The following is a 21,575-nucleotide window of genomic DNA, read 5'->3' as shown; positions in this document are numbered from 1 at the left end:
CTTCGTGCAGCGAGGATTCTCGAATCAGCTCTGCGCCGCGGGGAGCATGTGCCCCATCCTCCGCCGCTTCGTCTCGAGATAGCGCACGTTCGCCGCTACGACGCCGACGTGCAGCGGTTCCCGGCCTGTGACAACGATGCCGTTGTCCGCGAGTCCCGAGATCTTCGCGGGGTTGTTGGTCAGGAGCCGAACCGAGCCGATCCCGAGTTCGTGAAGGATCGCCGCGGCGCCGCCGTACTCACGACCGTCCGCCGGTTCGTCGAGTTCCAGATTGGCCTGGACCGTATCGAGGCCGTCGTCCTGCAATCGGTACGCCGCAAGTTTCTTGAGCAGTCCGATCCCCCGCCCCTCGTGACCCCGCAGATAGACGAGGACGCCACCTTCGTGCGCGATCCGCTCGAGTGCGGCATCGAGTTGAGGACCGCACTCGCAGCGCTGCGACGCGAACGACTCTCCTGTCAGACATTCCGAGTGCACGCGAACCAGTGTGTCGTCGCCCACCGGCCCGGAGATCAGCGCCAGATGATCGGCCCCGGTCTGACGGTCGAGAAAACCGACGGCACGAAACGTCCCGACGCGGGTCGGCATCAGCGTCTCGTCGGCTCTCACGACCCGCCCCGTCGGCACGGCGGGTGACGGAAAGGGATGTGCGGAGCGATAATTGATCAATTCCTCGATCGTGAGCACCGGTAGATCGTGTCGCGCCCCGAGGGCCTCGATCTCGGGCATCCGCATCATCGATCCGTCGTCGGCGACGAGTTCGGCGATCACTCCGACCTGCGGCACTCCCGCAAGGGCGCACAGATCGACGGCGGCTTCGGTGTGACCCGGACGTTCGAGGACTCCTCCCGGACGCGCGCGCAGCGGCAGGATGTGGCCCGGACGGATCAGATCCCGCGACGTCGACGAGGGATCGGCGAGCACACGCAGAGTCGTCGCACGGTCCGCGGCACTGATCCCGGTCGTGACGCCGCGCGCGGCGTCCACCGTCACGGTATAGGCCGTCTGCTTCGGATCCTGGTTCTCTGCCACCATCGCCGGGAGATCCAGAGCGTCGGCGCGGGCACCGGTCATCGGTGCGCACAGCAGACCGGACGTGTGCCGCACGGTCCACGCGATCCACTCGGGTGTGGCCTGATGCGCGGCGAGGATCACGTCACCTTCGTTCTCGCGGGAGGCGTCGTCCGAGACCAGCACAGGCCTACCGGCCCTCAAGGCATCGAGCGCCGCCTCGACGCGGTTCACGAGGCCACCAACCGTCGGAAGGAACTGCGGTGGAAGACGATCGGCTCTGTTTCGTAATCCGTTTCGTCGCAGTGCAGTTCGTGTACCCGCAGTACGACGATGGCGTGGTCGCCCGCCGGCACCTGCTGTTCGATCGACACGTCCATCCGCACCCCGCAGCCGTTGATGAACAGTGCTCCGCCGTCGCGTGTCTCGGTCTCGATCCCAGCGAAGCGATCACCGTTCTTCGCCGCCAGCACCCGTGCCGCGATGTCGTGTTCGGACGAGAGCACGCTGACGCCGAGCCTCGGTTGCGCTTCGAGTTTCGGCCAGGTGGTCGAGGTGTTCTGCACACAGAAGGCAACCAGCGGCGGGTCGAGCGAGACGGGCACGAAGGTGCTCGCCGCCATGCCGATGCGCTCGCTGCCGGTGTCGGCGCAGATCGCAACGACACCCGAAGGCACGTGGGCGAATGCGCGGCGCAAGGTGGCGCCGTCGAGGGCGAGGGTGGTCATGATGCCTCCGTCCGGATTGTGGACCGCAGCACCGGCGCCCAGCGCTCGGCGTACTCGGCGATCCGGGTGTCGGTGGTGTAGGTGGAATCGAGCAGGTAGAGACCGGGAGCCGGACATGTGGCGCCGAGTTCGACGAGTACAGGCTTGAGCAACAGGTCGGGAGCCATGGCGTGCGCGGGTCCGGCACCGAGCATGAGCGGCACGGCGGTGACATCGCGCAAGCCGTCTCCGGTGGCGAACTGGTCGAGAAACAACTTCAGGATGCCGGTGTAGGTGGCCTTGAAGGTCGGGCTGGCGAAGATCACCAGGCCGGAAGCGGCCACGGTCTCGACGGCCGTCTTCACCGCGTCGTCTCCCCAGCACAGAAGGCCCGGTCCGAGGGTGACGACGTCGACGACGTCGTCGGGGGCTTCTCCGGTGAGTGCGGTCGCCAGCAGAGTGGCGGCATCCAGAGTGCGGGAGCCGGGCTTCGGGTTGCCGGCAACGACTGTGACCTTCATGTGGATCTCCTTTTCAGGCGAGGCGTTCCGCCTGTCACCGGTTATTCGACCCGACTCGTGTGTCGGAATTGAAGCCTGAATGTGGCGTACATATTGCGCCGTCGGGAAGCGGATGAAGGCGGCTCAGATCAGGACGGCCCTGCGAAGACACCTCGATTCCGCCGCCTCAGCGTGTGCCACGTGATGTCGTGCGGCGTCGAACCGCCCCGGACAGCGCCACCGCGATCACGAGTGCGCCGCCGTAGAACAGTTGCTGGACAAAGCTGGCTACGCCGAGCATCTGCAGCCCGACGACGCCGGCGACGAGGAAGTACACGGCGACCAGCGTCCCGAAGGCGTTGAAGCGGCCCGGGACGATCGCGGTGGCACCGAGGAAGGCTGCAGCGAAGGCGGGCAGCATGAACGACTGGCCCGAGGACGGATCGGCACCGCCGAGCATGCCGGCGTAGACGATGCCCGCGAGCGCGGCGACCAGCGCCGACGTGACGAGGGCACCACCGCGGATGCGGTCGACGTGCAGACCGCTCAACCGCGCGACCTGGGCACCGCGTCCGACGAAGAGCAGGCGTCGTCCGATCGGTGTGTACTGGAAGACCACCGCCATGATCAGCACGAGTGCGAGGGCGTAGTAGAACTGCAGCGAGACTCCGAAGATGCGGGTGCCGATGGTGGCATCGACGAGGCCGGAATCGATGCCGGTGACCGAGGTCGAGTCCGAGATCCACTGCACCGTACCGAGGACGACGGTGCCGCTACCGAGGGTCGCGATGAACGAGTCGATCTGCAATCGCACGACCAGCAGTGCATTGATCAGGCCGACGACGAGGCACGCGAGGACGGCGACGGCGATGGCGGACAGCAGCGACCAGCCGTGCTGCACGTTGAGCACGGCGATGGTCATGGCCGACAGCGACATGGTCGACACCGCAGACAGGTCGAATTCGCCGGCCGTGAGGGGCACGATCAATCCGAGCGCCAGAATGAGCAGCACTGCCTGCGAACCGAGGATGTTCTGCAGGTTGTTCGCCGTCGGATATATCTCCGGCCGCAGGATACTGAAGAAGACGACCACTGCCACGAGCGCCAGTACCAGGGCGTACTTTTCGAACATCGGTCCGAAGGAACGCGACCGAGACGAATCCGGCTCCGCTTCGGCGGCTCGAGGAGGGGTGGAATTGTCGATGGTGACGGACATCAGGAGCTCACTTCCTGTCGGGTCAGACCGAGGACACTGTCCGAGATGTGGTGCTTGGACAGGCTGTTGCCGGTGAGTTCGGCGACAACATGCCCGCGGGAGAAGACGAGGACGCGATCGCACAGGACCGACAACTGCTCGTAGTCGGAGCTGGCGACGACGATGCCCGCTCCCCCGCGCGCGGTCTCCCGCAGCATTTCGAAGATGCGGGCACGGGCACCGATGTCCACACCCTGGGTGGGTTCGGCGAGGAGCACCAGCACCGGGTCGGTCTGGAGCCACTTGCCGAGCAGAGCCTTCTGCTGGTTGCCGCCGGACAGCGACCCGTAGACGGCCTGCGGGTCGCGAGGACGGACGTCGCAGTGCTCTGCGAGCGCGGTCGCGATGTCCGTCAACGCCCGCGGTTTGACGAACCCTGTGCCCAGCAGCGGGAGGGTGACGTTCTCGACGACGGTCAGTTCGGGGGCGCTGCCCTCGACCTTGCGGTCCGGTGGAACGTAGACGACCTTGCGGGCAAGAGCGTCGATCGGCGTCATCGCGGGCAGGGCCATGCTGTCTCCGTCGACGGTCAACCGTCCCCCGCGGGCCTGCCGGGCCCCGTACAGAGCAGGCAGCACGTCGTCGTAGCCCGAGCCGGCGATGCCGGTGAGCCCGACGACCTCGCCGGGCCGCACATCGAACCCGACACCGTCGACGGTGGCGGTCTCGAGGTCCTCGACCCGCGCAAGGACCGGTGCCTCCGCGAAGTCGCGGGTGGGCCCGGCGACGCGCGGGTCGGCGGAGTCGAGACTGCGCCCGACGATGAGGTCGATGAGCGAGGTCGCCGTCAGGTCGCGGGTACGGTGCGTACCCTGCGACACCCCGTCGCGCAGAACGGTGACACGATCGGTGTGTTCGAGCACCTCGTCGAGGTCGTGGGAGACGAACAGGACGGCGGCCTTCTTGTCGGCGACGATCTCGCGGACGACGTCGAACAGCAGGTCGGTGCCCTCGCGCGGCAGGAAGACTGTGGGCTCGTCGAGCACGAGCAGAGTGCGGCGCTCCCCCAGTTCCTCGGTCGCCCGCAGGATAGCGAGAAGGGCACGTTCGGTCTCGTCGAGACTCGCCACCGGAGCCTCGGGGTCGACGTGGAGGCCGAAACGTTCGAACAATGCATGGGCGGTGCGCTTCTCGCGTCGCCACGAGATCCACGGCTTCGACCCGGCCACGACCGGTCCGACACGGAGGTTCTCGACCACCGACAGATCCGGCACGAGCGCCAGATCCTGGTGGACGAAGCTGATGCCGAGGTCACGGAACCCGCCCGCCGGGACGGGCAGGGACACGTCCCGCCCGCGGACCTGCAGCGCAGCGCCGGGATCGGGGGCGTGGAAGCCTGCGAGGACCTTGATGAGTGTGGACTTGCCGGAGCCGTTCTCCCCCAGCAGTCCGTGCACCTCGCCGGCGTGGATCGTCAGGCCGACCTTCTTCAGCACCGTGTGCTCACCGAAGGTCTTGGACAAACCGACGATGTTGACGATGGGATCAGGACTGCTCACTGGGACCCCACAGTGCTTCGTAGCCGGTGACGTAGGCCGTGCCGTAGCCCTTGTCGGGCTGCGGCGGGGTGCCGGTCTCATCGATGTTCTCGGCGGTGATGAGCTTGAGCGGGGTCTCCTGCGCGCCGTTCGGAACGGGGTCGTAGCCGAGCAGGAGGCGACCGGCCTGGTCCATCGTCGCCCACGCCAGCCACGGGATGGACTCACCGACGTTCATCGTGACGATGCCGTCGTCCTGCTGGATCTTGAGGACGGCGGGCGTGCCGTTGACCGACGAGATCTCGACCTGCCCGGTCTTGCCGGCGGCCTTGATACCCGACTGGGCGTAGAGCGACATCGAGTCGTAGATGGGCAGGATGAAATTGATGTTCGGGTCGGCGGAGAGCGCGGACTGCACCTCGGACTGGATCTTGGTGGCCCACTCGGTGACCGGGACGTTGACGATCTTGTACGTGCACTTCGGGCAGTACTGTGCGATCTCATCCTCCATCGCGGCCACCTCGGCCTTGGCCGGCGGAACCTCGTTGGAGGTGATGATCAGCGCATTGCCCTCCCCGTCCGTGCGGTCGATCATCCAGTCGACGGTGAGCCGGTTGGCTTCGGCGAGCGGGGCGTCTGTCGTGGCGTCGATCAGTCCCTCGAGATCCGCGGGCACCGACTCGCCGCGCAGGATCGTATGGGTGAGCAGGACGGGAATTCCAGCGGCATCCGCCTTTTCGAGCGCTGGTTTGATCAGGGAGGCATCGACGCCCTGTGACAGGATGATGAGGTCGACCTTCTGGTTCACGGCCTGTTCGACGCCGGTTGCCCACTGGGCGGGCTGGCCCTGGTTCGTGTACTCGATCCAGGTGGCCCCATAACGTTCGGCGACCTTCCTCGATTCCTCGTCGACAGCGACGTTGTACGGATTCTCGCTGTTGGTGGGAATCGCAAAGATCGTCTTGCCGGCGATGTCCTTCATCGGAAACGGCTCGGCCTCGAGCGTGAACTCCGGATCCGCCTCGTACAGGGCAAGTTGGGCGCGAGCGTATTCGAGCCCGGCGGTGACGTCCGCGTCGGACACGTCGCCGCCACCCGAGCCCTCACTGCTGCATGCGGCGAGACCGAAGACGGCCGAGAAGGCGAGCGCGGCGATCGCGGCGCGACCGGGAAGGGAATGACGCATGGATTCTCCTGGGAGGATGAGAAGTGCCGAAGAAGAAGCGACCGCGTCGTTGCGGGACAGGCTCGAAAGGTGATGAATTCGAATGTATCCGCGGCGTGTTGCACGTAGCGGCGTACTTGGATCGTTCGTGTTAAATGCGCACGCGATCCGCGTCGTGGAGTGTTGAGATCTCCGCCAGGTAGTCCTGCGCTCGCGCCAGCGGCCACACCTCGGCCATCTTCTGCTGCATGTCGAACAGGTTCGAGTTGTGGATGGACGAGTCCCTGTCTCCTACAGCCTCTTCGACCACGATCGGAATAAAACCGTGTTGCATGGCATCCAGGGTGGTTGCTCGCACGCAGCCGCTCGTCGACAAGCCCGCGATGAGCACCGTATCCACTCCGAGCGAGGTCAGGTGCGAGTTGAGAGTGGTGCCGAAGAAGGCGCTGGGATACTTCTTCGTCACCAGCATTTCGGCACAGGTGGGTTCGAGTCCCTCGATGAACTCCCCGTACGGACTTCCTTCGCAGAACGCGACCAGCGTGCCCGACTTCTTGAAGAAGACCCCGGCATCGGCTCCGTCGGCCCGTAGGCGGACTTCCGTGACCACCACGGGGATTCCTGCGGCGCGCGCAGCTGCGAGCAGGGCCTTCATGGCCTCGACATTGGATTCCACCCCCGCATAGAGGGGGCATTCCGGATCGATGTATGCCCGTGCGGGATCGACGAGGACAAGGGCGGGACGATTTCCCGGCCGGAGTTCCTGCCCGAAGCCGGCTCGGACGTAGTCTGCGGCCTGTTCGATGCGATCTGCGGTGGTCAAGCTGACTCCTTGAGTGAAGTGACGGATTCGAGTGGATGAACTGCCGCAGTGACGTTGCGGCGGGGAAAAGACAGACAGACGAAGACTCCCACCACGGCGACCGCGGCGAGTGCGAGGCTCACGTAGCGAACGTTGTCGACGAAACGGGCCACTTCATCACTTCCGAGCGCACCGAGTGTGCCGCCGTAGGCGGCTTGGCGGGCGGTCGCACTGAGACCGACCGTGGCGAAGACCAGTGCGAGTGCGGTACTGAGCAGATAGCCCACGTTCTGCAACGTCGAACGCAGACCGTTGGCGATTCCGCGGCGGTCCGACGGTGCCGTCAACATGAGCGCACTGGTACTCGGTGTCATGAACAACCCTGACCCGCAACCGAGAACGAACAGGAAGGGCGCAGTCGCTGCCAGTGCTCCACCATCGTCGGACAAGACGAGGGCGACACCGAGCAATCCGATCGCGTTGAGCCCCATTCCGATCGCGGTGAGAACGCGGGGACTGAAGCGCAGCATGAGGGAACCGGCTGCCGCTGCAGCGATTACGGTACCGAATGCGACAGGCATCACGAGAGCTCCCGCCGCCACCGCGGATATACCGTTCACTGCCTGCCCGTACAGAGAGACGAGCAATGTCACGGCGTAGGTTGCAACGGCATTCACGAGTACCGCGACGAGAACGAGGGCTATCCCACGCTCCCGGAAGAGCGACACGTCGACGAGCGGATGGGTTCGGCGGACCTGGACGACGACGAAGGCCATGGAGAGGACGAAACTCGCGCCCCCACATGCCCACGGCAACCAGGGGACCGAATCGACCCCCGGGGTGAGAGCCAGAACGACTGCGGTGAGCAGCGCGGTGGACAGGACAGCACCGGTCAGATCGAAGGGTTCCCGGATCACACTCGTACGAGGACTGCGCGGAATCACCCACAACGAGGCAACGATGGCCGCGATCCCGACGGGCAGTACGACGACGAACAGACCCCGCCATCCGAGGGCTGCTGTGGCTGCTCCACCGATGAGGGGGCCGACGACCTGGGCCACGGCCGCGACGGTCGCGTTCCAGCCCAGCGCGCGGCCGAGCAGCCGCGGCGGGAAGGTGTCCGTGAGCAGAGCCGTGTTGTTGGTGACCACGGCTGCGGCTCCGACACCCTGGAGCACTCTCGCCGCGATGAGCCAACCCGCAGATGGCGCCAGCAGACACAGACCTGTGGCCACTGTGAACGTGACCAGACCCGCCAGGTAGAGCGGCCGACGACCGAGGATGTCGGCGAGTCTGCCGAACACCAGGATCAGTGCTGTGGTGACCAGCATGTAGCCGAGCAGGATCCACGTGGACTGGGCGCCGGAGGCATCCAGTTCGCGAGTGACGGTGGGCAGCGCGACAGTCAGCCCGCTCAGGCTGATGAATACGGCGACCACGCCGATACTGGTTGCTGCGAAGACCCGCCACGGATATGGATGACGCCGGGCAGTGAGGCTAGCCATCGGCACGACGGTCGTGGACGTCGGTGACGGACTGCAGCACCTGAGCCAGGCGCAGGCACGTATCGTCCGCCCACGGCCGTCCCACCAACTGCACGCCGACCGGCATCCCTTCGGAGAATCCCGCAGGTGTCATGACGGCGGGCAGGCCGAGATAGTCGAACAGGCCGGTGTTGCGGCCGACGACCGACTGCATCGGGTACCGCACACCGTCGATCTCCATCGTCACATCCGACAACCGGGCCGCTATGGCACCGATCCCCGGGGTGACGAGCACATCGATACCCGCGGCGTCGAACGCGCGGATCGTCTCCCGCTGGGCGAGCGCGCGGCGGCGCACCGACCGCAGGTAGTCCACCGCCGAGGGCACCAGTCCGCGCGCGATCCGCACCTGCGTACCGATGTCGTACAGCGCAAACTTCTCCAGGGAGTCCTCCTGATTGGAGGCCAGTTCGCAGGTCATGACGATCGTGACGTCGTCGTGCAGGCGGTGCGCTTCGGGGATGTCGACCGGCACGATCTCCGCGCCGAGCTGACGGAAGGTGTCCACGGCCGCCTCCCAGGCGGCGAGCACTCCGGCGTCGCACAGTTCGGTGAACCAGGTAGTGGGCACACCGAGACGAACGCCGGCCAGTGAGACCGGGCCGGGAGCATCGGTCGCGGCGAGCCCGTCCCGCACCTGCCGCGCCGCCTCGTCCGGGACGGCGGCAGGGTCGTATCCGTCGGGTCCGGCGAGCACCTCAAGGGCGATCCGCAGGTCCGCGGCGGAACGCGCCATGGGACCGATGTGGTCGAGGGTCCACGACAGCGACGCGACGCCGGTACGCGGTACGAGACCGTAGGTGGGCTTGATGCCCGTGAGATTGCACAAGGCGCTGGGCACCCGGATGGAGCCACCCGTGTCGGTGCCCAGCGCCAACGGCACGAGCCGCGCGGCGAGCGCACCCGCCGATCCGGTCGACGATCCACCCGTCCACCGGCTCCGGTCCCACGGGTTGGTCACGGCACCGTAGCGCGCGTTGTGCGGTGCACCGCAGGCGAACTCGGTGGTGGCGGTCATGAGTACGGGAATGGCTCCGGCTGCGCGGAGGCGGGCTACGACGGTCGCGTCGGTCACCGCGATGCGGTCGCCGGTGGTGCGCGAACCGGCGGTGACAGGAGCCCCGGCCACATCGATGATGTCCTTGACTGCGAAGAAGATGCCCTCGAGGGGGCGCGCAGTGCCGTCGCTCCACCGTCGGTCCGAGTCCGCTGCCGCGTCGTCGGCGCCCTCGACCACGGCGAGGACGGCCCCTCCGGACAGCGCCGGGTCGCTCCATCGGGCCCGCAGCGCGGCGAGGACGGCGGTGGGGGCGGTCCTGCCGGACCGGTAGGCGGCGAGCAGGTCGACGACGCCGAGTTCGTGCGCGGGAGCGTCGACGCGGGCGGTGTAGGCGGGTGCGTCGACCGGAGATGTGGGGACGGGGCTCGCCGCGAGAAACGCGGAGGAATGCGCCGGTTCGCAGGCCGGGCCGTCCGGCGCCGAGGCCAGAGGCGTGAGTCGTCCGGCCCCGAGCAGCGGTTCCATGTCGGCGCGGGCCTGCGGGAGCAGGTCGTCGACGGTCTCGGCCGCCTCAGCGGTGAGGTCGGGATAGTCGGTGGTGGTCACCGGAGCACCTCCGTGGCCGCGGGGGCCGGTCGCGGCAGCGGAGCGGGCCTCACGGTGCCCGCGGTCAGGTCGGCGAGCAGGCGCAGCACGTCCGGACGCCGGTCCCGGGTCAGCGGGAAGGCTGCGCGTTGCGTGGAGACGGCGTCGAGGTCGAGGGTGAAGCGCAGCGTCTCCCCGGCACGATGAGCCGGAGCCTGGGCGACGATCGCTCCGTTGGGTGCGATCACGCACGACAGCCCGAAATAGTCGACCGTCACCTCGTTGAGAGTTTCCGGGCCCGCCCGGTTGGCGGCCACGATCCACATCTGCGATTCGAGGGCACGCGTCTGCAGTTCCGCGAGGAAAAGGTCCTCGCGGGTACCGAGCGACGAGACGATCGCGAGCATCACCTCCGCGCCGAGCGCGCGGGCAACGGCCCAGTTCTCCGGGAACGTGCGGTCGTAGCAGATCACGCACCCGAATCGGGTTCCGAAGGCGTCGACGGTGACGGGCGTCTGCCCGGGCGCGAAATGGTACTTCTCGTCGATGTCGACGTCACCGACCTTGCTCGCGGGCAGCGACAGCTTCCGGTAGGCAGGCAGTGTTCCGCCATCGGAGGTGCGCCAGTTCAGGATCTCCCCGGTGGCGTCGATCATCACGACGGAGTTATGGGTGACGTCGTGGGCGGTACGTTCGAAGACCCCGAAGGCGATGGCGCATCCCAGTTCTCGCGCGAGTGCACCGAACAGGTCGGTGGCGCCGCCGGGGATGGTCTCGGCCCAGGACGTGCGGTCGACCTCGTGGCTGGTGCAGAAGTAGGGGGTGGTGATCAGCTCTGGCAGGACCACCAGGTCCGGTGTGGCGCCGTCGTCGTCGGGCGACGCTGCCGCGCGCACGAGGGCGGAGAGTCCGGCAAGGTTGCCGAGGAGGTCCTCGGTCAGTTCGCCGGCCTGAACGATGGCGACGTCGAGGGTGCGCGAAGTCAAAAGGAACCTCCGGGAAATGGGATGGCGGGTGGGAGCGCGGCTCGACGCTCGCACTCCCACCCGCCGTTCGTGTCAGGCTGCGGCGGCCTGGATGGTGGTGCGGCTCTTCATCAACGGCTGGATCCGGGTACCGAAGTTCTCGATACCCTCGACGAAATCGTCGAACGTGAGCATGACGCCCTTGATGCCCTCGAGCTCAGCGACCTCGTCGAGCATCCTCGCCACCGTCTCGTAGGAACCCACCAGCGTGCCCATATTGAAATTCACCGCACCCTCGGGCAACGAAATGGTCTTCGCCGTCGACGCATCGTCCGCGGTGGCATCGGCCGCCGACTGATCCGCCATATACCCCAGCGCCGCCAGATCGGCATTGTCGTGGTAATCCTGCCACTTCGCCTGCGCCGCTTCATCCGTCTCATCGGCAATGATCATGAACAACGTCAACGCACCCACATCCCGGCCCGTCTCACCGGCCGCCTCGACGAGAGTGGCCACCGACTCCGAGATCGCCGTCGGAGTGTTGATACCCGAACCCATGATGAAATTGAAATCCGCCATCTCCGAGGCGAACTTCATACCACTCTTGGACTGCCCGGCCGCCACGATCGGAACCCCACCGCCGGACGGACTCGGCGACAGCACACACTCGTCCATCGTGTAGTGCTCGCCCTTGAAATTACTGACCCCGTCCGCCCACAACTGCTTCATCACCGTCACATACTCGGTGGCCTGCGCGTAGCGATAACCGAAGTACTCTTCGCCCGGCCACAACCCCATCTGCGTGTACTCGTTGGGCGCCCAACCGGTCACGATGTTCACACCGAACCGGCCAGGAGCGATCGAATCGATCGTCGACGCCATCCGGGCCACCATCGCCGGCGGCAGGGTCAGGATCGGAGTGGAAGCGAACAGCTTGATCTTCTCGGTTACCGCCGCAAGACCGGCCATGAGCGTGAACGATTCGAGATTGTGATCCCAGAACTCGGTCTCGCCACCGAAACCCTTGAGCTTGATCATCGACAGGGCGAAGTCGAGGCCGTGCTTCTCCGCCTTCTGCACGATCGTCTTGTTGAGTTCGAACGAGGGCATGTACTGCGGGGCACTCTTGGAGATGAGCCAACCGTTGTTTCCGATGGGAATGAACACACCGATTTCCATGTCACGCACTCCTGACGGGCGGGGAGATTCGAGGACGCGACCCGGCCACACTGCCCGACTCGCTGTGCATTCGAATGTATCCAGCAGTTGTTGCCGTATTCGTGCCCACCGGTAACAGATCTGTTGCCCGTGTTAACGATCAGTGCGGCCGAGCACGAAGCGACACCGAGCCGCGGGTGCACCGGCACCCCGCGGCTCGGGAAACCTCTTCTACTTCAGGCTGGCCAGCATGGACGAGCGCAACAGGAACTCCCGCTGAGCAGTCTGGTCCGCTTCGAGCGCACGCCATTCCTCCCGCTTCTGCGCCCGGCGTTCCTCGTCGTCCTCGCGGAGCGCCTCCCAGTTTCCTTCGGTCTCTTCACCGACGAATTCGAGCGCGACCGCCCGTCGGCTGTCTGCCCACCGGTCCAAGGCGCCGGAGTCGGCTCCTGCGAGTAAGACGTCGGCGAGCAACATGCCGTCGTGGATGCCGCTGTTCATGCCCATGCCGCCGAGTGGATTGTTGACGTGCGCAGCGTCGCCCGCCAGGAAGATGTCCCCGACCCGGAATCGTTCGGCGACCTTACGGTGCACCTCGTAGAGCGTCACACGCTCGAGGTCGGGCAGGTCGGCCTCCGGCAGGACGCGCCGGAGTTCACGACGGACGTAGTCGTCGGCGAGCACCTCTTCGTCGGTTCCTGCGCTGGGCGGAGCCGGGAAGAGGATCCGCCACCCCGCCGGGTTACGGAGGAGCACGTGCCAGGACTCCGGGTCCGCGACGTAGTTGACCGCAGCGAGATCGTCCAAGATCTCGTGCAGGGGCAGATTCGTGGCGAGCACCAGATATCTCTCCGGGTAGGTGTGTCCGCTGAAGTCGAGTCCCAGACCGGTCCGCACCACGCTGCGCATACCGTCGGCCGCGACGACGTAACGTGACCGGAGGATCTCGCCACCGTCGTCGTGCACCTCGACACTGCCGGACAGCTGCGTCACGGACTCCACACGGGAACCGGTCCGGAAATCTGCGAGTGGATGCGCTTCCAGCGCTTCGACAGCGAGCTGCGTGAGGTGACTCTGCTCGAGCTGCAGCCGATACGGGTAACGCGTGTCCTCGTGCAGGACGCCGAAATCGAGTTCGACGATCTTGCCCAGTTTCGCGTCACGAAACTGGTAGTAGGACGCCCTGAGTCCGCGCCGCACGAGTTCCTCTGTGAGTCCGATGGATTCGAGCATCTCCAGCGTCGGAGGGTGAAAGGTGGTGGCGCGCCCCTCCAGGAGGTTCGCTTCCCGTGCCTCCAGCACGATCACGCGCATCCCGCCGCGGGCCAGCTTGAGCGCGGTGGTGGTCCCGACCGGGCCGCCCCCCACCACGATGACGTCGGCATCGAGTTCGGCCGGATTCGTATCCTGCATCATTCTGTCGAGCTCCTTCGAGAGATATCGGTCAGTGGTGCCGCAGCAACGTCCCGGCGTCACCCCAGGTGTCGTCGAACCCCGCCGTCCGCAGCGTGTGCCAGATGGTGGCCGCATTGATCGCGATCACCGGCTTGCCGAGCCAGTGTTCGGCCTGATCCGCGACGCGGATCATCGAGAGATTGGTTCCAACCTGGACGATCGCCTCGACCTCCGGTCCGTCGATCCGCCGGAGCACATCGATGATCTGTTCCGGCCCGACCTCGGCGATCGCCGTGGCCGACGGGATGCGCAGACCCGTCACGTGGAGGACGTCGAATCCCGCCTCCCCGAAGTACTGGTCGACCCATCGGTCGGCGACCGGCTGGTAGGGCGAGAACACCGCGATCCTTTTGACCTCGAGTGCTTCGAGCGCGGCGCGGCAGGCGGAGGCACCCGTCGTGACCGGGAGACCTCCCACCTGCGCGGTGACGCGACGACGGAACTCCTCGTTGCCGGCCACCCCGTCGCAGAAGGTGGGGGCCGACATGCCCATCATGATGTGGGTGGGTTCGGTCGTCATCACATCGCGCAGTGCCACGGCCGTCGAGTCGTTGATCTGCTTCTGGAGCCCCATGAACGTCTCATGGTCGTCCATCGCGGGGTGCTCCACGTAGGAGCGGCCTACATGGAAGGTCACGCCGTGCGGCGCCAGCAGTGCACAATCGTGTTCGACGACGGTGTTCGTCGAAGGAACCACCACTCCGATCTTCGCTCGGTAGCCGGTGACATCCAATCCCATTGAAACCCCTAAATAATTGTGCAGAAAGTGTTTTAGAGTTACCGCGCGGCGGGCTACACCCGGCTCGATCCTTCAGAACTCGATGCCCGCCAGGTGTGCGTTGATCTCGTCCGCGGCGTCTTTCACCGCAGTCTTCACCTGTTCGCGTCGGGTCGCGTCCAATCGATAAATGGGTCCGGCCATGCTCAACGCGGCGACGACCTGGCGGCGCGCCTTGATGACCGCGGCACATCCCCAGATGCCTTCCTCGATCTGGCCGAAGCTCTCGGCCCAGCCTTGCTCGCCGATCTCGGTGAGTTCGGCATCGCCCGGCAGATCCGGATTCGCGCTGAAGGAGTAGATCGAGGCGTAGTACTCGGCACGTTCCTTGGGTTTCATGGCCGCCAGCAGAACGCGTGCCGCGGCGCCCTGGTGCAGGGGCATGAGGCGCCCGCGTTCGAACGCCAGCCGTACCGAGGACCGGGTCTCCTCCATATCTACAGCAACGACGGCATGGCCCAGTCGCCTGATGAGGAGCGAGGTTTCACCGTATTCACGGGTCAGCCGCTCGAGCACCGGCCGCGTCACCTCGACGATGCCTGCGGAGCCGGCCCGCGCGGCCCGGGCGAGCTCGACCGCGCGCAGGGAGACACGGTAGCCGCCGAACTCGGCTTCCTCGAGCAGTCCGACCTCTCGGAGCTGACTGACATAGCGGTACGCCGAGCTGACCGGGATGTCCACGCGCGCAGCGATCTCCTGGACCGTCTGGGTATGGAATTCCTCGGTGAATCCGAGCAGTACACCCAGTCGGCGGCGGTGGCTCTCGGAGCCGCTCCCGGACGTCCGTGACGCCTTCTCGGGGCGTTTCTGTGTATCGACGGCGTTCCTCGTCGCCATGTGCACTCCTCCACGTCGCTTACGAACTGTGTGCGATGCTCTTCGCGCCGCGCCGCCGCGCACCGCACTTCCGGTACGGCGCCGTCGTCACAGCACCGGTCATGCGGGCTCGAGGATCAGATCCCAAGCGCCGTCGTGCCATTCGAGCAGTGTTGTTCCGTGTTCGGAGAACTCGTGCCCGCCGTGCACGTACCCTGCCGGGTTGTACAGATACCAACCCTGCTTCATCTCGTGTTGTTCGTCCGCCGTGATCGCGCCGCCCAGGCAGAGGATCTCCTCGCCGCAAGGATGGTGACCGCGGCCGGCTCCGACGAATCCGGGCGGCACGGTCAGCTCGCGGATATCGCCACCGAGGGTCGAATCCACCCACATGACCCTGCGGGTGATACCTGTCTTCTTCCCTGCCACGACCGACTCGACCACCGGCATATCCTCCGGCGTCGCCACCAGAACGGTCTCCCCGCTGTCGGCAAGCCCCGGGCAAGCGCCGTTGTCGGAACGGCGGATGAGCACCACGGTTGCGCCCTCGCTGCTGGTGACGGTGAGTTCCTCGTCGTCGCGGGGGCGCAGCGCCACCATCGTGCCGCGGCGGCACTCCGTTCCCCGAATCCTGAGCATCCCCCCGAGGACGTAGCCGATCGTCGGCAATTCCCCCGCGCGCATTCGGAGGGAGCGAATGAATCCGGGTGCCAGGTGGACGATCGCCGACAGCACGACCCCGTCCGACGACCGGCGGAGCACCGTCCACGATCCGTTACCGCCGGGCAGGGGTACCCGTCGGGACTCGTTCGCGTCGTAACACACCCGAGTGCCGGCCGGCGTCCGGCTCGTCTCCTGTGTCGTCACCGCGCCACCTTCCCGAGTACCTCGGTAGCGAACTCCGCGGCGTGGAGACCTGATCCGAGGCTGGCGTCGATAAGCCGGCGGGCGTAGTCGGTGGAGGGATTTCCCAGCACGTCGACCGTCGGGCCGTACTCGACCATGACGCCGTGTCGCAGGACCACCGTCGTGTCGGTGATCGCTTCGGCGACGCGCAGGTCGTGCGTGATGAACAACCAAGCGATCTCTCGTGCACTGTGTAGATCGCACAGGAGACGCAGCACCTCGCGTTGGCTTGTCGCGTCCAGCGCCGAGGTCGGTTCGTCGAGCACGAGCAGATCGGGCTGCAACATCAACGCCCGCGCGATGCATACGCGTTGTGCCTGACCGCCACTCAGTTGTCCCGGATAGCGGGAGACGAACTCGCGGGGAAGCCCCACGGCAGAGAGCCCGTCGGATACCCGCTCGGTGATCTCGGCCTTCGACAGGTCGCGCCGGTGAATGCGCAGGGGTTCGGCCAGAGACGAGCCGACCTTCATCCGCGGGTCGAGCGAGTCGAACGGCTGTTGGAACACGAATCCCACGCGACGGGCCAGTTGCCGGGAGTGTTCCTTGCCGGTGAGCGTTCCGGTTCCGAGGACGTCCACTTCTCCCTCGTCCGACTGGATCTGTCCCAGGACGAGCTTGCCGATCGTGGATTTCCCCGATCCGCTCTCACCGATGAGCGCCAGCCGCTCCCCCGCGCGAATCGTCAGGTTCACCCGGTCGAGCGCCAACACATCCCGGTTGCCCTTCCGGTAACGCTTGGTCACGTTCCGGAGGGAAACCGCGCAGCTCCGCGCCTTGTGCGACTCCTCGGCGACACCGGTCGCGGAGTCGAGTTCCACCGTCGTCATCGATCGGTCTCCTTCGGTTCGGTTCCGCTGAGTGCCGGTTCCCTGATCCCGAGCAGGTCCGCGCCGCGTCCTATGCCGGACGCCAGAAGTTCACGCGTGTACGGGTGCTGCGGATCGGAGACGACGTCGGCCACCGCTCCGGATTCGACGGCCCGGCCGTTCAGCATCACGACAATGCGATCGGCATAGCGTGCCGCCACACCGAGGTCGTGGGTGATCAGCAGCGCCGCCGAGCGGGTCTCCATCACGGTGTGCCGCAGGCGTGCCAGCACGTCGGCCTGGACGATCGGGTCCAGGGCGGTCGTAGGTTCGTCGGCCAGCAGAACACTGGGTCGTTTGCAGATGGCCAGCGCGATCACGACCCGTTGGGCGAGACCACCGCTCAGTTCATGGGGGTAGGCCTGCCACACGGCGTCGACGTCCCGGACCCCGGCATCGAACAGCGCCTCGATCGCCCGTTCCCGAATCTCCTTCCTGCCCATCCGCTCGGACCGCAGGGTGAGTTCGAACTGGCGGCGGATCGAGATCACCGGATTCAGCGCCCCGGACGTGCTCTGGGGGACGAATCCGACAACCCGGCCGCGGATCTGACGCAATGTGCGGTCCGGAAGCGCGAGCAGGTCGTCATACCGGCTGCCGTCGCGTGCCACGACACCGATCGTTCCCCGGATCTCGGCCGAGGCCGGCAGCAGCCGGATCACGGAGCGGACGAGGGTGGACTTACCGGACCCGGACTCCCCCACCACGGCGACGATCTCGCCACGGTGCAGGTCGATCGATACGTCGTCCACGGCGCTGCTGCCGGGCTGCTGTCCTGGATAGGTGACGTTCAGGTGCGAGACGGACAGCACCGGCTCCGCCTGTGTACCGAGGCGGTCTCGCCGTGTGCCGAGCACTGCGGACTCAGGCATGAGCCATCCCCTTCCTGTTCGAGAGGCGACGTGCCAGAGCATTCAGTGCCAGGACGAGCGCGCAGATCGTGGCGGTCGGGAAGACCAGCAGCCACCAGACCCCGCTGGCGACCTCCTCCGAGCCCTGCCGGATGAGTTCGCCCCAGCTCGGGTCGGGCGGCGCGATGCCGATTCCCAGAAAACCCAATGCTGCGAGGGCGATGATCGCGTTGCCGATCGACAGCGAGAATTGGCCGGCGACGATGCCCGACACCCCGGGAAGTATGTGCCGTAATGCGATTCGCATTCGAGAGGCTCCGTAACCGCGCGCCGCGACGACGTACGGTTCATGGACCACCGACAGTGCTTGGGCGTAGGTGACCTTCGCGAACAGCGGGATATTGACCAACGCGAGGGCGGCGATCACCCCGGCGACGTTGGTGCCCCGACCCCCGATACCGACCACGATAATCATCAGGACGGCGACGGGCAGTGACTGCAACATGTCGAGGAGGCGCAGGAGCCATTCGCTGCGGCCGGCCGAACCCGACGCCCGGCCCGACAGGACCGAGGCCGCCAAGGCGCCGAGAACGACGCCGAGCACTCCGCCGACCAACGTCCCCACGAGCGCAATGGGCAGGATCTCCGCGGTCGCAGCGAGCGTCACGGAGAACACGTCGAGGCCGCTGCGATCCGTTCCGAACCAGTGGGTGGTGCCGGGACCCGCCAGGATCGCCTCGAGGTGCGGTTGCCGCGGGTCGAAGGGCAGGGGGCCGAAGCCTGCCAGCAAGAGTCCCATCACCACGACGAGGGCGACGACGACACTCCAGTCGGGACGTTTCATCTCTTCACCCGCACTCTCGGATCGAGCCAATACATGGACATGTCGGCGACGATGTACGCGAGCAGTGCCAAGCCCGCGCCGGCAATGATGTAGCCCTCGAGCACCGGAATGTCTGCCTCGAGCGCGCCCTCGGCGCCCCACTGGCCGAGCCCCTGCCAGTTGAAGACGACCTCGACCACCGCGCTGCCGCCGATCAGGCCACCGACGACGATGCCGCTTGCCGCCACCGCGGGCAGGAGCGAGGCACGCACCGCGAGGCGGACGACGGTCGGTTCACTCAGTCCACGGGCACGGGCGAACGCGGTATGCGACGATGCGAAGACCTCGGAGGCCGCCGCGTACACGACCCGGGCGAACACGACGCTGCCGGAGATCCCGAGCGCCGCGATCGGCAGGATCATCTGTTGGGCGGCCGCACCGGCCGTGCTCCAGTCGCCGGTGAGCAGAGCGTCCAGGAACGCTGCGCCGGTGATGGCCGAAGGTGGTGCCGCTGTCATGGGGAGCTGCCCCAACGGGAGCGGCAGTGCGCCGAGGAAGTAGAAGAACACGAGGCTGCCCAGGATGCCCAGGACGAAGTCCGGGATGGCCTGAATCAGTGCGACACCTGTGCTGATCGACGATCGTCCGACCGGCGACTTCCAGTACGCCATGGCCACGCCGAGGGCGGTACCGAGCACGAGGGCGACGATCCATGCGCCGACGACGAGTTCGAGTGTCGACGCCGCGCGGGCACCCAGTGCGGCCGTGACGGACTCGCCGGTGAAGTAGGACTCTCCCAGTGAGCCGCTTGCCAGTGCCTTCAGGAACTCCACGTAGCGGGCCCAGAGGCTCTGGTCGAGACCTAGTTCGGCATTGACCCGGGCGATCTCCTCTGGCGTCGCGAAGTCGCCGAGAAGGACACCGGCGGGATTGCTCGGGATCAGATTCACCAGACCGAAGGCCAGAGTGCACAGCGCGAACAGGGTCACCGGTACGAGAGCGAGACGTCCGAGGAAGTAGCGCACCCCCCAGGGCAGGCGCTGCCACACCCTTAGCCCGGAGGGACCGCTGGGCGGGGACGCCGGGGACGCGTCCGGGACGTCCGGCGCCGGGGACGCGGGCAGAGCAGTTCGATCAACCGTTTGAGACATCCACCATCACCCTCCCTCTCACCCGATCCGGGGTCCGATTGATCCATCCGTCGAAGACCACAGGAAGTTCCTCGAGCGTGATCCGCCGCGCAATAGTGGGCTTCAGGTCGAGGGAAGCCTGCTCCAGCAGGTGGAGCGACTTCTCCTTGTTCGGGGCAGCACGGACGCCGACGACCGTCAGTTCCCGCTCGATCAGCGCCCATCCGTCGACGGGAAGTGACCCTCCACCCAGGAGCGCGACCCGGCCGCCGTATCCACACACCTCGAACGACTGGGCGATACCCCAATCGCTGCAGGTAGATTCGTAGACCACCGAGGGGCCGTCCGGCAGCACCTCATGAACCAGGTCGCGGATCGGGAAGTTGCGCTCGGGGACGTCGATGACCTTGTGGCAGCCGAGTTCGCGTGCCATGCGCCGGTTCTCCTCTCCCACGCCGAGTCCGATGACACGGAGACCGAGTGCCACGGCGACCGCCACCGCGGCAAGTCCCATCGCGCCCAGGCCGACCACGACGCAGTCCTCGCCGCTCTCGGTTCGTACGAGGTCGAATCCGTTGACCGCCGTCATGACTCCGGACAGCATCGCCGCGTCGTCGAGGTCCACCCCGAGGGGAATGCGGGTGAGATGCGATGCGTCCACAGCGATGTACTCCTGTGCGACCTCCTGGCGGGGGAACTCACCGGCGATGAAGCCCCGGCACAGGTTCGCCCGGCCGGCAAGACACATCCGGCACGTCCCGCACGCCGGTAGGCCCGTGGCGGTGACGCGCTCGCCGACCGACCAGCGCTCTACTGCGGCACCCACCTGCTCGACCACACCTGCGAAATCCACACCGAATCCGATGGGATAGGAGTTCCGAAGATAGCGGGGCTCGCGGGCAGCGGCGATCTCGATGTCGGTGCCGTAGGGTGAAAACCGAAGAACGCGCACCAGCACCTGGTTCTCGGTGATGGCAGGGATAGGCGCGTCCACGACGTCGACGACACCGGGTCTGGCTACCACGGCCCTACGCATCGTCATCCTCCTTCGGCAGGAAGGTCACGTACACCACGGCACCTCCGGCGGAGGCGACGAGAGGCTCGGTGTCCGAGGACCGCCCGGGCGAGAACACGAACGTCCCCTCCTCCAGGTCGGCGCCCCTGTACGTCACGGCTCCGGTCACCACGAAGAACTCGACGTCCGTGTCCTCGTGGCCCCCGAGGTCGTAGCCTGCGCCCGCGGGCAGTTCCACCACCCGGCTCCCCACGCCGCTGGCCGCGTCGATGCTCAGGGGAACCGCCTTGACCCCGTCGTCCCCCTGCTCGCTCCCGAGTGGCTGGGGTGCGTAGACGAGCGGTCTCGTCTCCGGATACCGGCCGACGGCGTACGCCTCGCGGGCGAGGGGTTCGTCGATGTAGTTGAAATCGAGGGCCCCGCCCACCCGGGACAAGAACCAGGCCTCCTCCTTCAGCGCGCTCATGAAGCCGTGGACCGTACGCGGAGGGTGGTAGACGTAGTCGACCGGTTCGAGCCACATCACCGAATCGAAACTCATGGCGCCCTTCACGCACATGATCTCTTCGTAGACATTGTGGAAGTGAGCACGGGTCGGGGGCGTGTAGCCCTCGTTCGTGTCGATCCGCTGGAGCGCGGTGCGCCCGCCTCCCGGGCGTGCGCGGAGCAGTTTGGTGAACAAGCCTGGAGCGTTGGGCACCGGTGCCCACTCCATATCGGCGGTCCGCACGATGACGGTCCGATCAGTCACTGTCGTTCCCT

At 66.5% G+C, this 21,575-nt stretch carries 21 protein-coding genes; all 21 read right to left on the bottom strand.

The features are described 5' to 3' along the window. Nucleotides 1-24 precede the first annotated feature (24 nt). Nucleotides 25-1,245 (bottom strand): 3,4-dihydroxy-2-butanone-4-phosphate synthase, encoded by a 1,221-nt coding sequence (gene ribB / locus ABZ789_RS14550; RefSeq protein ID WP_358424777.1) that lies wholly within the window; start codon nt 1,243-1,245, stop codon nt 25-27. Next, on the bottom strand, nt 1,242-1,739 hold the full coding sequence (locus ABZ789_RS14545) for a flavin reductase family protein (protein WP_358424776.1): 498 nt from the start codon (nt 1,737-1,739) through the stop codon (nt 1,242-1,244). Before ABZ789_RS14545 ends, ribB begins: the two co-directional genes overlap by 4 nt. After that, on the bottom strand, nt 1,736-2,239 hold the full coding sequence (locus ABZ789_RS14540; protein ID WP_358424774.1) for an NAD(P)H-dependent oxidoreductase: 504 nt from the start codon (nt 2,237-2,239) through the stop codon (nt 1,736-1,738). Before ABZ789_RS14540 ends, ABZ789_RS14545 begins: the two co-directional genes overlap by 4 nt. Nucleotides 2,240-2,405: 166 nt before the next feature. After that, nucleotides 2,406-3,434, bottom strand: a complete 1,029-nt coding sequence (locus ABZ789_RS14535) for an ABC transporter permease (RefSeq protein WP_358424772.1) — start codon at nt 3,432-3,434, stop codon at nt 2,406-2,408. Further along, nucleotides 3,434-4,972: a sugar ABC transporter ATP-binding protein gene (locus ABZ789_RS14530; RefSeq protein ID WP_358424770.1), complete on the bottom strand. Its 1,539-nt coding sequence runs from the start codon at nt 4,970-4,972 to the stop codon at nt 3,434-3,436. Before ABZ789_RS14530 ends, ABZ789_RS14535 begins: the two co-directional genes overlap by 1 nt. Further along, entirely contained in the window at nt 4,959-6,137 is a 1,179-nt protein-coding gene (locus ABZ789_RS14525; RefSeq protein WP_358424768.1) for a sugar ABC transporter substrate-binding protein, read from the bottom strand. The genes ABZ789_RS14530 and ABZ789_RS14525 overlap by 14 nt, the downstream gene beginning before the upstream one ends. A gap of 130 nt (nt 6,138-6,267) precedes the next feature. Next, complete coding sequence (locus ABZ789_RS14520; RefSeq protein ID WP_358424766.1) at nt 6,268-6,939, bottom strand: isochorismatase family protein; 672 nt, start codon at nt 6,937-6,939, stop codon at nt 6,268-6,270. Then, complete coding sequence (locus ABZ789_RS14515; protein ID WP_358424765.1) at nt 6,936-8,423, bottom strand: MFS transporter; 1,488 nt, start codon at nt 8,421-8,423, stop codon at nt 6,936-6,938. The genes ABZ789_RS14520 and ABZ789_RS14515 overlap by 4 nt, the downstream gene beginning before the upstream one ends. Beyond that, nucleotides 8,416-10,068: an amidase gene (locus ABZ789_RS14510; RefSeq protein ID WP_358424763.1), complete on the bottom strand. Its 1,653-nt coding sequence runs from the start codon at nt 10,066-10,068 to the stop codon at nt 8,416-8,418. The genes ABZ789_RS14515 and ABZ789_RS14510 overlap by 8 nt, the downstream gene beginning before the upstream one ends. After that, nucleotides 10,065-11,033: a carbon-nitrogen hydrolase family protein gene (locus tag ABZ789_RS14505; RefSeq protein ID WP_358424761.1), complete on the bottom strand. Its 969-nt coding sequence runs from the start codon at nt 11,031-11,033 to the stop codon at nt 10,065-10,067. Before ABZ789_RS14505 ends, ABZ789_RS14510 begins: the two co-directional genes overlap by 4 nt. A gap of 72 nt (nt 11,034-11,105) precedes the next feature. Next, the gene (gene rutA, locus ABZ789_RS14500; RefSeq protein ID WP_358424734.1) at nt 11,106-12,191 is read right to left on the bottom strand and encodes a pyrimidine utilization protein A; all 1,086 of its coding nucleotides are present in this window, start codon (nt 12,189-12,191) and stop codon (nt 11,106-11,108) included. Nucleotides 12,192-12,401: 210 nt separating this feature from the next. Next, nucleotides 12,402-13,586: an NAD(P)/FAD-dependent oxidoreductase gene (locus ABZ789_RS14495; RefSeq protein WP_358424759.1), complete on the bottom strand. Its 1,185-nt coding sequence runs from the start codon at nt 13,584-13,586 to the stop codon at nt 12,402-12,404. A 28-nt stretch (nt 13,587-13,614) separates the two neighbouring features. Further along, nucleotides 13,615-14,364: an arylmalonate decarboxylase gene (locus tag ABZ789_RS14490; RefSeq protein ID WP_358424757.1), complete on the bottom strand. Its 750-nt coding sequence runs from the start codon at nt 14,362-14,364 to the stop codon at nt 13,615-13,617. A 72-nt stretch (nt 14,365-14,436) separates the two neighbouring features. Then, nucleotides 14,437-15,240, bottom strand: a complete 804-nt coding sequence (locus ABZ789_RS14485) for an IclR family transcriptional regulator (RefSeq protein WP_358424755.1) — start codon at nt 15,238-15,240, stop codon at nt 14,437-14,439. A gap of 99 nt (nt 15,241-15,339) precedes the next feature. After that, nucleotides 15,340-16,086 (bottom strand): hypothetical protein, encoded by a 747-nt coding sequence (locus ABZ789_RS14480; RefSeq protein ID WP_358424753.1) that lies wholly within the window; start codon nt 16,084-16,086, stop codon nt 15,340-15,342. Then, nucleotides 16,083-16,955 carry a dipeptide/oligopeptide/nickel ABC transporter ATP-binding protein gene (locus tag ABZ789_RS14475; protein ID WP_358424751.1) on the bottom strand — a complete coding sequence of 291 codons (873 nt, stop codon included), beginning with the start codon at nt 16,953-16,955 and terminating at the stop codon, nt 16,083-16,085. The genes ABZ789_RS14480 and ABZ789_RS14475 overlap by 4 nt, the downstream gene beginning before the upstream one ends. Beyond that, on the bottom strand, nt 16,952-17,866 hold the full coding sequence (locus tag ABZ789_RS14470; protein WP_358424749.1) for an ABC transporter ATP-binding protein: 915 nt from the start codon (nt 17,864-17,866) through the stop codon (nt 16,952-16,954). The genes ABZ789_RS14475 and ABZ789_RS14470 overlap by 4 nt, the downstream gene beginning before the upstream one ends. After that, nucleotides 17,859-18,689, bottom strand: coding sequence for an ABC transporter permease (locus tag ABZ789_RS14465; RefSeq protein ID WP_358424747.1), 831 nt, complete (start codon nt 18,687-18,689; stop codon nt 17,859-17,861). Before ABZ789_RS14465 ends, ABZ789_RS14470 begins: the two co-directional genes overlap by 8 nt. Further along, complete coding sequence (locus ABZ789_RS14460) at nt 18,686-19,819, bottom strand: ABC transporter permease (protein WP_358424745.1); 1,134 nt, start codon at nt 19,817-19,819, stop codon at nt 18,686-18,688. Before ABZ789_RS14460 ends, ABZ789_RS14465 begins: the two co-directional genes overlap by 4 nt. Next, nucleotides 19,803-20,834: an alcohol dehydrogenase catalytic domain-containing protein gene (locus ABZ789_RS14455; protein ID WP_358424743.1), complete on the bottom strand. Its 1,032-nt coding sequence runs from the start codon at nt 20,832-20,834 to the stop codon at nt 19,803-19,805. Before ABZ789_RS14455 ends, ABZ789_RS14460 begins: the two co-directional genes overlap by 17 nt. Continuing rightward, the gene (locus ABZ789_RS14450) at nt 20,827-21,564 is read right to left on the bottom strand and encodes a hypothetical protein (RefSeq protein ID WP_358424741.1); all 738 of its coding nucleotides are present in this window, start codon (nt 21,562-21,564) and stop codon (nt 20,827-20,829) included. The genes ABZ789_RS14455 and ABZ789_RS14450 overlap by 8 nt, the downstream gene beginning before the upstream one ends. Nucleotides 21,565-21,575: the final 11 nt, after the last annotated feature.

Source organism: Rhodococcus sp. NPDC047139 (assembly GCF_040643435.1).
Taxonomy (GTDB): Bacteria; Actinomycetota; Actinomycetes; order Mycobacteriales; family Mycobacteriaceae; genus Rhodococcus.
This window is presented reverse-complemented; position numbering and strand designations above follow the sequence as displayed.